This window comes from Candidatus Soleaferrea massiliensis AP7 (genome assembly GCF_000820765.1).
GTDB lineage: Bacteria > Bacillota > Clostridia > Oscillospirales > Ruminococcaceae > Soleaferrea > Soleaferrea massiliensis.
Genome location: NZ_CCYH01000024.1, coordinates 1 through 12691 on the forward strand (window position 1 = coordinate 1; position 12691 = coordinate 12691).

Sequence of the window (12691 nt, forward strand, 5' to 3'; positions counted from 1 at the left end):
TGGTTACTTCTTTGGCCGCACAAAGAAGTAACGACCACATTGCCAAGTGGTTCTTGGCAGACATCATGAAGCCGCTGCATTACAGCGATACAATCACCACACAGCCAAGAGATACCTGGCAAATACAACGGTTCAATCATCCCATTGAGAACTTACCCTAACAAACAAAGATAGCCCCCGCCTTTCCGGCAAAATAACAAAGAAGCTCCCGGCATTGCCGGGAGCTTCAAAAATACCTGTGCTCAACAGGTGTCCAACCCCCTGACTGCAGGAAAGCTTCTTTGCTCTAAAGAAACATGATCTCCACATCAGGTTATAAAAAACAAAAATTATTCTTCGCTGGAGGATGCTTCATCCTTGGCGGATGCATCCGCCTGTGCAGCTTCCTGGCCGGCTCCGGCATCCCCGCCGTCCTGTGCGGTTTCGGCCTGCGCAGCTTCCGCTTCCGCGTCGTCGGTGAGCTTGTAGCCGCATTTCGAACAGTAGACAGATTCGACCGGGTTCAGCATCCCGCAGTTTTTGCAGATGATCTGGTTTTTAAGCTCCGCGATCTTCTCGTTGATCTGGGTCAGCTGGGCCAGCAGGCCGTCGATCTGTTTGATGTATTCTTCAACCAGCTCCACATTTTCATTGTCGGTCTTGATACTTCTATAGATAACGTTGCCGAGTTTTTCATACGTTTTTTTGATATCGCCGGTGATCTGGTTGCGTGTCCACATCAGCTTGGATTTCTCCATGACTTCGTCGGTTTTTTTACAGGCGACATCGGCCGCGTTTTTTACTTTGGAAATGATGTTGTCCAGAATATCGTTGTTGCTCATTGTATTCCCGCCTTTCTAACAGGTTCATTTGCCCTCATTATATACCTTATCATCGGTTTCTTCAAGGCATTTTTGTAACTTTCCATCCGAAGTGAGTAATCGGGATGGCTCTCTTCTCTGTATAGTATGCATTTTACCTGAATTCATAACCAAACCGCGCATAAAATTCCAATATTTTTTCTTTTCTGGCCAGAATCTCGTCAAACCGGCTGATATATTCATATGGGAACTTGAAATTGAAGAACCGTTCGATGCCCTCGCCCTGCGGCTGGCGCAGCTTGCTGACCGCGCCGGCGCCGAGCGCCAGAATCGAATGGGTTTCATCCATGATGTAGATGTTGTAAAGTCCCTCGAAGCCCGGTTTGCAGAAGCCGACGTTCTCCAGATTGTCCACGGTGCCCTTTTGCCGGTACATGTAGTACGGATGATAGCCGCCGTCCCGGAAGGCCTGATAGGCATAGGAAAGCATCTGTGCGTTCAGGTCGCTGCGCTTCTCGAACACCGCCGCCGCGTCTGTGGCCAAGGTGGCCGCGCGCTTGACAGTCAGCGCGTGCAGCGTGATGTTTTCCGGCTGCAGTCCGACGACCCGGTCTACGGTATCCCGGAAGCTTTCCAGCGTGTCCTCGCTGAGCCCGGCGATCAAATCCATATTGATGTTCCGGTGCCCGACTTCCTTTGCGAGCTGGAAGCTGTCGAGCGCCTCCCTTGCGGTGTGCCGCCGCCCGATGGCTTCGAGCACATGGTCGTTGAGGGTCTGCGGGTTGATGCTGATGCGGGTGACGCCCGCTTCCAGCAGCACCTGCAGCTTTTCCCGGTCGATGGTATCGGGACGCCCGGCTTCCACTGTGAATTCGTCGGCGGATGAGACCGGGAAGGCCGCGTGCAGTGCGCCGGTCAGCGTCTTGAGCTGTTCGGCGCGCAGTGTGGTCGGTGTGCCGCCGCCGATATAAACGGTTTTCAGATGCAGCCCGATGCGTGAGACAAGTTCCCCGGTATATTTGATTTCCTCACAAAGCAGCCGGAGGTATTCGTCCATCAGCTTGCCGGCCTTTTCGACCGAATGGGAGACGAACGAGCAGTACAGGCAGCGCGAAGGGCAGAACGGGATGGAGATGTACAGGCTGTAGTCATCCGGCCTGGAGCGCTGAATGACCGGATACTCGTGTGATGCGGTGTCAAACAGGAGCCGCACCTTCTCCGGGCTGACCAGATATTGTTCGGTCAGTATGGCGGATATCTGTGCGTCGGAGCAGCCCAGCCGGCGGTACTTGTAGACCAGCTTAACCGGCCGCACACCGGTCAGGATGCCCCATTTTGGAAAGACCTGCGTGATTTCCGAAAGTATCCGGTACAGAAGCACGCCGAACACCCGTTCGCATTCTGCATGAAAGGCCTCCTCGTCCGGATTGACGCCGGTTACTGCCTGCTCGGCAGCATATGTTTTGCCGTGAATCCTGACTTCGACCTGCGCGGCGGCGCTCCCGCTTCCCGCTTCCAGAGGTAAATCGCCGTCGGGCGGAATATGCGGCGCCCGCAGGATACCGCCGTCCAGATCCTTTGCCGGACATTCGGGGGGAACACCGGCATCCGCGGCCGGAATATGGCGCGGTTCCGGACCGATGCGGCCGGGGCCGCCTGCCAGCCTTGCCAAAATGTAGTCGTCGCCGGTTTCCTCAAAAGCTTCTCGGATATCCAGCTTATTTCCCGGGAAAAACATTCGGCAAAGGCAGTTTATTTCATATTGGCAGCGCTTCGCTTCAATAAACAGCTTCATCGGTCAGGACTCTCTGTAGATGTATGGATTGTAACGGCGTTCGCGGTCCAGCGTGGAGGCCGGCCCATGTCCGGGATAGACATGGTAGTCGCCCGGCAGCTTCTTGAGCTTCAATAGCGACGCCATCATTTCGCCGTAGTTGCCGCTGTAAAGGTCGGTGCGGCCGATGTCGCCGCGGAACAGCGTGTCGCCGGTGAAAAGCGCGGTCTCGCACAGATAGGTGACGCCGCCCGCGGTATGCCCCGGCGTCTCGATGGCGTGAAAGCTCAGCTCGTCCACCGTGACGGTATCGCCGTCCTTCAGCTGCCGGTCGACACGGATGTTATTTTCCATCGAACCGGTTTCCCGGTACATCAAATTTTTTTCGTTGTTCATCAGCATATCGTAATCCTGCCCGCCGATGGCCGTCTGAATCTGCGGGTAACGCTGCTGCAAGGCTTCCACCGCGCCGATGTGGTCGTAATGCGCATGGGTCAGCAGGATGTATTTGGGCTGCAGATGATTGCGTTCCAGTGTGCTGATGATCTTTTCCGCCTCGGCGCCCGGGTCGATGATGACCGCGCTGTTGAGCCTGGTTGCGACGATGTGGCAGTTGCTCATCAGGCTGCCGACCGGCAATGTAAAGATGTTCATAGTTCCTCTCCTTTATGGATGCCTGCACAATGCAGGGATGCGTTCATTTTCATTCTGTCAGAATGCCCGCTGAAAAACAAAAATCTGACCGGATACTATCGATTTGGCGCATTCCACAGAATCATTTCTATTATAGCCACAAAATTTTGTTTTGACAAGCTTTTTAAATGCGGATATAATAGAGATACTAATGAGGAAATGGATAAGTGTGGAATGAAACAACAACAAATCCGAAAAGACAGGGTGCATCTGATCGACGAGGTGCGCGGCTTCGCGATCCTCTGTATGGTCATCTACCACGCCGGTTATGACCTGGTGTCGATCTTTTCCGTGGACATCCCGTTCTTTTTTTCACCAGAGCTTTCGTTTATCCGCGATATCTTTGCGGGCATGTTCATCTTTATTTCGGGAACCGCCTGTAAGTTCAGTTCCAACAATTTAAAACGCGGCGTACAGTGCTTCCTGCTTGGCATGCTGATGACCTTTGTGACCGATCTTGTCATGCCGTCGCAGTTTATTGCATTCGGCATCCTGCACATGCTGGGCGTCTGTATGATCCTGTACGGCCTTTTCTCCGGGATTCTCTCTAAAATCCGGCCGCTCTGGGGCATTCTGGGCGCGGCGGCGCTGTTTCTGCTGACGATGCATCTGCGGGAAGGGTATCTGGGACTGAGTTTTTTACCGATCCAGCTGCCGGAGTTCCTGTATGAAACCCGTTCGCTGTTCCCGTTCGGGTTCACCGGCCCGGGCTTCTATTCGTCGGATTACTTTGCGTTGTTCCCGTGGCTGTTCGTTTTCTTAGCCGGAAGCTATTTCGGCGTCTATGTCAAGGAGCACCGGCTTCCGGACTTTATCTATAAGAGCCATTGCCGGCTTCTGGCGTTTGCCGGACGGCATACGCTGGTGATCTACGTCCTGCATCAGCCGGTCGTGTACGGCATTCTGATGCTCGTCTTCCTTGTGATCGGGCCGCGATGACAGGGCGCAGACAGCAGCCTGTATGCTGGAAGTTTCAGGCTTATATGCTTAACCGCACAGATATGATTATAAATTTCGACTTGGCAGAACAGATAACCTGTCATTCGGCTGAATAGAAAAGATAAACTATAATTCCGACTTGGCAAAGCAGATAAACCTGTAGCTTTAATTTCATAAATCGGAGATGCCTGTAATTCTAGCTCTGCGGTATAGGTGAGTCTATAATTCTGATTGACAGAGAGTTCAGACTGTCATTCCAACCTTGCAGTTTAGATACCTGTTTATCTGTTTGCAGAGCGGATACCCTTTTGTCCTGATGATTCAAAATACAGAAGCCGGTGCGCCCGGCGGAGAATCACGCGCATAGATTCGTAAAAGAAAGGTGACAGATTTGACCATCAACATTGTTTTAATAGAGCCGCAGATTCCGCAGAACACCGGCAACATCGCGCGTACCTGCTCGGTGACCGGCGCGCGGCTGCATCTGGTCGGCCCGATGGGCTTCAAAATTGACGATAAAAAGCTCAAGCGCGCCGGGCTGGACTACTGGCATGAGCTGGACATCACCATGTACGGCGACTCGAAGGAATTCTTTGAGAAGAACCACGGACCGTTTTACTATTTCACAACCAAGGGCCGGCACCTCTATACCGATATCCGGTATGAGGACGGCTGCTACATCGTCTTTGGACGCGAGGATGCCGGGCTTCCCGAAGAGCTGCTTTACCAGAACCCGGATACCTGCGTCAGGCTGCCGATGAAGGAGAACTGCCGCAGCCTGAATCTGTCCAATACCGTCGCGATTGCGGCCTATGAAGTGCTACGCCAGCACGATTTTCCCGCGCTCAAACAGGAAGGGCAGCTCACAAAGTTCATCTGGTAAGCTCGTTTCAACGATCATCCGCCACAAATAAAAGGACCAGTACAGGAGGAATTATCTTTGCAGAAAATCAAGATCATCACCGATTCGGCCTGCGACATCCCTGAAAAGCTCGAAAAGGAGCTGCATATCAAGATTCTGCCGATTCCGCTGACCGTAGACGGCGAAAGCTATTTTGAACGCCGGGATTTTACGAATCAGGAGTTCTATGAAGTGTTGCAGAACTGCAAGACCATCCCGACCACGTCGCATATCACGTCGCATGTGTTCCAGAAAGCCTATGAAAAAGCCTTTGAGCGGGGATATACCGACGTCATCCACATCACGATCGCATCCTCCGGCTCCAATATGTACGAGGCCGCGCAGCTTGCGAGAAACCTGTTTTTTGAGGAGCACGAGGAGGCGAAGGATCGCTTCCACATCCATATCATCGATTCCGAGACCTATACGATGTGCTTCGGCAAAGCGGCTGTGGATGCGGCGAAGCTGGCCGCCGAGGGAAAAAGCGCAAAGGAGATCGTCGCGCATATCGAAGGATACTTCAAAAAGCTGGAGACCTATTTCGCGGTCTTTACCCTGGAGTTTGCCAAGAAAAGCGGGCGCATCAGCGTAGCGGCGGCGTTTGTCGGCGAAAAGCTGGGGCTGCGGCCGATCTTCAGCATCACTGGAAACCGCATCAAAATCGGCCAGAAGGTGCGCGGCGATAAGAACATCATTCCGAAGCTGGTTGCGGGCGTAAAAGAGAATATTGTGGAGGGCAGCGCATACATCATCCTGAAGGGCGTGCTCGAGGAACCCGCGCTGCAGCTTGCGAAGGCGCTCAAGAAGGAGCTCGGCTATCCGCCCGAAGGCATCTATGAGGTTGGAGCCTCCATCGCCATCAATTCCGGCCCGCAGGTCATCGGCGTTGGTTTCCAGTCGAAAAACAAGGCGTAACGGGTATTTCCGGGAATTGCGGGCATTTTAATAGAAAAGCGTGACAGCCGGGGAAACAGAATGCCTCGGCTGTTTTTATAGAACAGGAGGTGCGTATGATGCATCGCAGCAATTTGATGGAACTGATTCGCAGGGAAGGCGGCATGTCGTTTCCCTGCAACGGAAAGGGCACCTGCGGTAAATGCAAGGTGAGGGTGACCGGGGAGCTGAGCGCCCCGACCAAGCGTGAAAAGCACTGCCTGAGCGGCAGGGAACTGAAAAACGGCGTCCGGCTGGCCTGCCAGACCGAGGTGCTGGGAAACTATGAGCTGACACTGCCCGGACGGGAGCGCATAGAGGTGCATACGCTTCTGCCGCAGAAGCTCAAGCTGAAGGAGCCGCTGAGCGCCAAAGGCATCGGCATGGCGGCGGATATCGGCACGACCACGCTGACGGCAGCGTTCTACCGCATGAAGACCGGCGAAAAGCTGTACGAGGTGTCGCGGCCAAACAGCCAGCGCGCCTTTGGAAGCGATGTAATCTCCCGCATCTCCCACTGCATGGAGCAGGCAGACGGTGTGCCGGTGCTGCAGAAGGCCATCCGGGAGGATGTGAACGCGATGATCGGCGCGTTTTGTGAAACGTGCAGGCGCCGTCCGGAGAAGATCACCGCCGGCGTGTTTGCCGGCAACACAACGATGCTGCATCTGCTGTGCGGCATCGATCCTTCGCCGATCGCCGTGTATCCCTATAAGCCGACCACCCTGTTCGGCGACTTTGCGGATATCGACAATCTGGGAATCCATGTGTCTCCCGATGCGAAAATCTATCTCACCGACTGCATATCGGCGTTTGTCGGCGGGGATATTGCGGCCGGGATTCTGAGCAGCGGCATGTACAAGAGCGCGAAGACCTGCATGCTGATCGATTTCGGCACCAACGGGGAGATGGCGATTGGCAGCAAGGATGAGCTGCTGTGCTGCGCCACCGCGGCGGGACCGGCCTTTGAGGGCGCAAACATCGCCTGCGGCTGTGCGGCGGTGCCGGGCGCGGTGAACCGTGTGAAGCTGAGAAGCGGCCGCGTCCTGTTCGACACAATTGGCGGGAAGAAGCCGTCCGGCATCTGCGGTTCGGGCCTGATGAGCCTGATCGCCGCCATGCTCGAGCTGGGCATGATCGACGAAACCGGCCGGCTGGAAACCGAGGGTTTCATCCAGATCGAAGGGGACCGCCTGCTGATCGACCGGAAGAACAACATCTATTTGTCCGCGCAGGATATCCGGCAGCTGCAGCTGGCCAAGGCCGCGATAGCGGCGGGCATCGACACGCTGCTGTACGAGAAGAAGCTGATGCCCGAGGAGATCGATAAGGTCTATATCGCGGGCAGCTTCGGCGCGAGTATCAGCAAGAAGGCGGCCTGCCGCATCGGTTTGTTTCCGCCGCAGTTCCGCGACAAGATTGAATTTCTCGGCAACGCGTCCCTCAACGGCGCGCTGATGCTGCTCGGCGACCGCAGGAAGCTGCTGCGCCTCAAGGGCATCAAAGCGGTTGCCCGCGATATGAATTTGGCGGAAAGCGACTATTTCAGCGGCCGGTATCTGGATCATATGTCCTTTTAATACATTCCGTCATGAACAACACAGGCCGTATGGCGGCAGAGGATATCCGTGCGGCATCAAAAAGGATTCAGCGGAAAGCGACTATTTCAGCGGTCGGTATCTGGATCATATGTCCTTTTAATACATTCCGTCATGAACAACACAGGCCGTATGGCGGCAGAGGATATCCGTGCGGCATCAAAAAGGATTCAGCGGAAAGCGACTATTTCAGCGGTCGGTATCTAATCATACCTTAGCACGGGGCATCACCAAAGCAGTTCAACTGAGGTAGAACGGCAGATGATTTCAGTATGGAATCAGCGGAGAAGCGGTCAGCTATGTCGGTTAACAGCCGCCGGTGTTTCGAGTGAGACTGTATTTCTCGTAAGTATATTCCTTGCCCTGAATGGATGCTGTCCCGCGGCCACAGGGAGGCGGATGTGTTTATGGCAGACGCCTTGTCCTGTATCCTTCTGAGGTAAACCCTTTTTAGGATGGATGCGGCGTTTCTCTGCCGTTTTTACAGCAATTGAATGAATATAAGCCGACAGCGTGTACCGTTCACAATGATGGATCATACAGCGCGGTAAAACAGCGGTTGGACCGCGCCTTACCGGAAAGCGGAAAATGTGCGGAGTGGCCGTAAAAACCATTTTAAAAAATACGTATTGAATAAAGTAAGAAAAAATGATAAAATATAATATCAAAATGAATGTTGGAGGCACAGAATTTGTCGCTTAAAAAATGGACGCAGGCGAAAACCGATCCCAAAGCCGCGCAGAAAATTTCTGAGGAATGCGGCGTTTCGCCTTTTATTGCGGAAATCCTGACGGCGCGGGGGATAGACAGCGCGCAGGATGCCGCGGAATTTTTGAATCCATCCCAGCCGCTCTATGATCCATATCTGATGAAGGACATGGACAAAGCGGTCGGCCGCATCCGTGAAGCGCTGGAAAACGGCGAACAGATCACCGTTTACGGGGATTATGACTGCGACGGCGTGACGGCAACGGCGATGCTGTTCTCCTATCTGGAGAGCATGGGCGCGCAGGCGGACTACTACCTGCCCGACCGGTTTTTGGAGGGATACGGGCTCAACTGCCCGGCCATCGAAAAAATCGCGCAGAATGGTGCCACGCTGATCATCACGGTGGACAACGGCGTCTCCGCCATCGAGGAGATCGCCTATGCAAAGACGCTCGGCGTCGATGTCATCGTGACCGATCACCACCAGCCCAAAGAACAGCTTCCCGACGCTGCCGCCGTTGTGGACCCGCACAGGAAGGACTGCGGCTATCCGTTCTAGCATCTGGCGGGCGTGGGCGTCGCGTTCAAGCTGATCTGCGCGCTGGAGGAAGCGGACGGCGAGGATATGATGGAATACTACGGCGACGTTCTGGCTGTCGGCACGATCGGAGACATTGTCAGCCTGCAGGGAGAGAATCGGGTCATCGTCAAGAAGGGCCTCGAGCAGCTTAAGAATACCGGCAACATCGGTCTGCGGACGCTGAGCGAGACCTGCGGCATCCCGATTGAAAAAGAGGAAAGCATCCCGGTGTCGTTCGGCATCGTGCCGCGCATCAACGCGGCGGGCAGGATAGCGGACCCGAAAGCGGCGGTGCGGCTGCTGCTCACCGACGACGATGAGGAAGCGCGGATGCTTTCCGGCCTGATCGACCAGAACAACCGGAACCGCAAGGAACTGGAAGAAGGCATCGTCAGGGATATCGCAAAGCGCCTGGCATCCGACCGGCTGCCGCTGATGGAGCGGGTGGTGGTGCTGGAGGCTGAAAGCTGGCATCAGGGCGTTGTCGGCATCGTGGCCGCAAAGCTGGTGAACCGCTACTCAAAGCCCTGTATCCTGATCTCGATTGACGGGGAAGAGGCGTGCGGTTCCGGCCGCAGCGTCGAGGGCTTTTCACTGATCGACGCCGTTTCGGCCTGTTCCGAATGCCTGACCCATTACGGCGGACACAAAATGGCCGCAGGCTTTTCCCTGAAAACCAAGGATATCGGGCGGTTCAAGGAACTGCTTTCTACATACACCCTGACACATTATCCCGACATGCCGTTCCATTCGCTGCTGATCGATAAGGAACTGCGCGCTGAGGAACTGACCGTCCCAAACATTGCCGCGCTCAAACGGCTCGAGCCGTTTGGACAGGGAAACCCGAAGCCGCTGTTCTGCGTCCGGGAGGCAGTATTGACCGGCATCTGCGAGCTGTCGGGCGGCAAGCACCTGAAGCTTCAGCTTTCGAAGGGTGGCGCGCCGTTCTACGCGCTGCTGTTCGGCCAGACCAAACGGGAATTCCCCTATCGGGTGAAGGACCGGCTGGATCTGGCGGCGGACTGCGACATCAATCACTATAACGGCGCGGACAGCGTGTCGCTGAAGGTCAAGGACCTGCGCCTTTCGGGACTGCGGGAGGAAGCGCTGTTCGGCGGCAGGAACCTCTACGACCGTTTCCTGCGGCAGGAGAAGCTGCCCGGCGGGGCGGCAGCTTCGATTGTCCCGACCCGGGAGGATGTGGCGGTGGTGTACCGCTACCTGCGCGGATGCGGGGTGTTTGCGTTCGATACGGATATCCTGTTTTCCCGCATCCCGCAGGCGGAAATGGGATACTGCAAGATGATGATGATACTGGAGATTTTGGAGGAGCTCGGACTGATCCGAACCTCCGACAGGGAGATACAGGTTGTTTCCAGTCCCCAAAAGACCAATATTGAACAGTCGGCTTTTTTACAGAAGCTCAGGCAACTGTAACGGCTGTGCTGGAAACAGCTTAAAGGAGCGTTATACATGATACATACGATTGAAGATTTGACACAGCTCATCGAACAAAGCGGACGGCCATACCGTGAAAAGGAGATCATGCGGGCCTACGATCTCGCGAAGGATGCGCATGAGGGACAGTTCCGACGGTCGGGCGAGCCGTATATCACCCATCCGGTCGCGGTTGCCTGCATTCTGGTCGAGCTCGGCATGGACACCGATACGATCGTGGCGGCGCTGCTGCATGACGTTGTGGAGGACACATCGGTCACCACCGATGAGGTCGTGCGGGTTTTCGGCAAGGAGGTGGCGCTGCTGGTGGACGGCGTGACCAAGCTCGGCAAGGTGCCCTTATCCTCGAAGGAGGAGGAGCAGGCCGAGAATATCCGCAAGATGCTGCTGGCCATGGCGCAGGATGTGCGGGTCATCATCATCAAGCTGGCCGACCGCCTGCACAACATGCGGACCTTGAAAGCGCTGCCGGACTACAAACGCCGGTACAAGTCGCTGGAGACGATGGAGATCTACGCGCCGCTCGCGCACCGTCTCGGTATCCGCGCCGTCAAGGATGAGCTGGAGGATCTGGCGCTCCGTTACCTGGACCCGGTTGCCTATCAGGAGATCGAAGAGATGCTGACCCTCAAGGAAAGGGACCGGGAATCGTTTTTAGAGAGCATCAAGGAGAAGATCGGCGACAAGATCATGCCGGACCATCCGAGCGCCTTCATCAGCGGGCGGATCAAGAGCGTCTACGGCATCTACCGCAAAATCTATATTCAGGGAAAATCCTTCGATGAAATCTACGACATCTATGCTGTGCGCATCATCGTGGATTCGATCGAAGAATGCTATAACGTGCTCGGTGTCATCCATTACACCTTCACGCCGCTGCTCAAACGGTTTAAGGACTACATCTCCACGCCGAAGCCAAACATGTACCAGTCGCTGCACACGACGGTCGTCGATGAAAACGCGATCCCGTTTGAGGTGCAGATCCGCACCTGGGAGATGCACCACACGGCGGAATACGGCATTGCGGCGCACTGGAAGTATAAAGCCGGCATTATGGGCAAGGACCGCCTGGAGGAACGGCTTTCCTGGGTGCGCCAGCTGCTGGAAACGCAGCAGGATTCCACCGACGCGCAGGACATCGTGCGCACCATCAAGTCGGATCTCGCCATCGATGAGGTGTTTGTCTATACGCCGAAGGGCGACGTCAAAGCGCTGCCGATCGGCTCCACGGTCATCGATTTCGCGTATGCCATCCACACGGCTGTCGGCAACCGGATGACCGGCGCAAAGGTCGATGGAAAGATCGTGCCGCTCGACTATCAGGTCAAAACCGGGCAGATCATCGAAATCCTGACGACCAACGCGGCCGACCACGGCCCGAACCGCGACTGGCTGAAGATTGTGCGCACCAGCGAAGCGCGCAACAAAATCCGCGGCTGGTTCAAGAAGGAACGCCGCGAAGAAAACGTTGCGGAAGGCCGGCTGGAGCTGGAGCGCGAGTTCAAGCGCAGCTCGATCAACCTCAGCGAGGTGCAGGGAACCCAGTTTGTCGAAGCCATAGCAAAGCGGCAGAAGTTCGAAAACATTTCGGATTTCCTGGCGGCCATCGGATACGGCGGCGTTTCTCTGGCAAGGATTATGCCGCGCATCAAGGAAGAATATCTGCGCTATGTCAAGCCGGTGGAACCGGAACAGACCTTCATCAAGCCGAAGAAGCCGCGGGACGGTTCCGGCGGCGTCATCGTGGAAGGGCTGGACGACTGCCTGGTCAAATTTGCGAAATGCTGCAACCCGCTGCCCGGAGATGAAATCATCGGCTTCATCACACGCGGATACGGCGTTTCGGTGCATAAACGGGACTGCGTCAATGTGGCGAATTCGCTCAGCGATCCCGAACAGCGGGAGCGTTGGGTGAACACGCATTGGTCGGATGAGGTTCTGCGGCATTCGCAGAAATCCTATAAAGCGACCATCCGGATTTTGGCGTACCACAGCCCGACGCTGCTGGCGGACATCAGCAATGCGATCTATGGGATGCATCTGCCGATTGAAACGCTCAATGCGGTGAAGCTCGACAACGATGTCTCATCGGTGCAGATTACCTGCACGGTACAGAACCTGGAGCAGCTTAAAACGGTCATGGGACAGTTCAGCAAGATGCCGATGGTCTTCCAGGTGGAGCGTGTGTATCAGTAATATAGAGAAAGGCCGTTTGATACGGCCTTTCTTTGGCAAAATGGGTTTGTACCGCTGAAGTGCAGCGGTCTTACGCTGATTACCAAGTGAGACTTGGCACAGTGGTTATTT

General features: G+C 55.3%; 10 protein-coding genes. 7 read left to right on the forward strand and 3 right to left on the reverse strand.

From position 1 onward, the window contains the following. Positions 1 to 329: 329 nt before the first annotated feature. From BN348_RS05120 to BN348_RS05130, 3 genes are all read right to left on the reverse strand, one after another. Positions 330 to 821, reverse strand: a complete 492-nt coding sequence (locus tag BN348_RS05120) for a zinc-ribbon domain-containing protein (RefSeq protein WP_040196691.1) — start codon at positions 819 to 821, stop codon at positions 330 to 332. Positions 822 to 954: 133 nt separating this feature from the next. Further along, the gene (gene hemZ, locus BN348_RS05125) at positions 955 to 2595 is read right to left on the reverse strand and encodes a coproporphyrinogen dehydrogenase HemZ (RefSeq protein WP_040196692.1); all 1641 of its coding nucleotides are present in this window, start codon (positions 2593 to 2595) and stop codon (positions 955 to 957) included. 3 nt (positions 2596 to 2598) lie between these two features. Beyond that, the gene (locus tag BN348_RS05130; protein WP_040196694.1) at positions 2599 to 3228 is read right to left on the reverse strand and encodes an MBL fold metallo-hydrolase; all 630 of its coding nucleotides are present in this window, start codon (positions 3226 to 3228) and stop codon (positions 2599 to 2601) included. Positions 3229 to 3441: 213 nt separating this feature from the next. Here BN348_RS05130 and BN348_RS05135 point away from each other — a divergent pair, with 213 nt between their 5' ends. The 7 genes from BN348_RS05135 to BN348_RS05160 all read left to right on the forward strand — a co-directional run bounded on the left by BN348_RS05135 (position 3442) and on the right by BN348_RS05160 (position 12580). Next, the gene (locus BN348_RS05135) at positions 3442 to 4206 is read left to right on the forward strand and encodes a heparan-alpha-glucosaminide N-acetyltransferase (RefSeq protein WP_052446726.1); all 765 of its coding nucleotides are present in this window, start codon (positions 3442 to 3444) and stop codon (positions 4204 to 4206) included. A gap of 391 nt (positions 4207 to 4597) precedes the next feature. Further along, the gene (locus BN348_RS05140) at positions 4598 to 5089 is read left to right on the forward strand and encodes a tRNA (cytidine(34)-2'-O)-methyltransferase (RefSeq protein WP_040196696.1); all 492 of its coding nucleotides are present in this window, start codon (positions 4598 to 4600) and stop codon (positions 5087 to 5089) included. 57 nt (positions 5090 to 5146) lie between these two features. Further along, positions 5147 to 6022: a DegV family protein gene (locus BN348_RS05145; RefSeq protein ID WP_040196697.1), complete on the forward strand. Its 876-nt coding sequence runs from the start codon at positions 5147 to 5149 to the stop codon at positions 6020 to 6022. 98 nt (positions 6023 to 6120) lie between these two features. After that, positions 6121 to 7620, forward strand: a complete 1500-nt coding sequence (locus tag BN348_RS05150; protein WP_052446727.1) for an ASKHA domain-containing protein — start codon at positions 6121 to 6123, stop codon at positions 7618 to 7620. A 709-nt stretch (positions 7621 to 8329) separates the two neighbouring features. After that, positions 8330 to 8905, forward strand: a complete 576-nt coding sequence (locus BN348_RS13020) for a single-stranded-DNA-specific exonuclease RecJ (protein ID WP_052446728.1) — start codon at positions 8330 to 8332, stop codon at positions 8903 to 8905. 12 nt (positions 8906 to 8917) lie between these two features. Further along, positions 8918 to 10363, forward strand: a complete 1446-nt coding sequence (locus tag BN348_RS05155; protein ID WP_052446729.1) for a single-stranded-DNA-specific exonuclease RecJ — start codon at positions 8918 to 8920, stop codon at positions 10361 to 10363. Positions 10364 to 10399: 36 nt separating this feature from the next. Beyond that, positions 10400 to 12580 carry a RelA/SpoT family protein gene (locus tag BN348_RS05160; protein ID WP_040196698.1) on the forward strand — a complete coding sequence of 727 codons (2181 nt, stop codon included), beginning with the start codon at positions 10400 to 10402 and terminating at the stop codon, positions 12578 to 12580. The last annotated feature ends 111 nt before the right edge of the window (positions 12581 to 12691 follow it).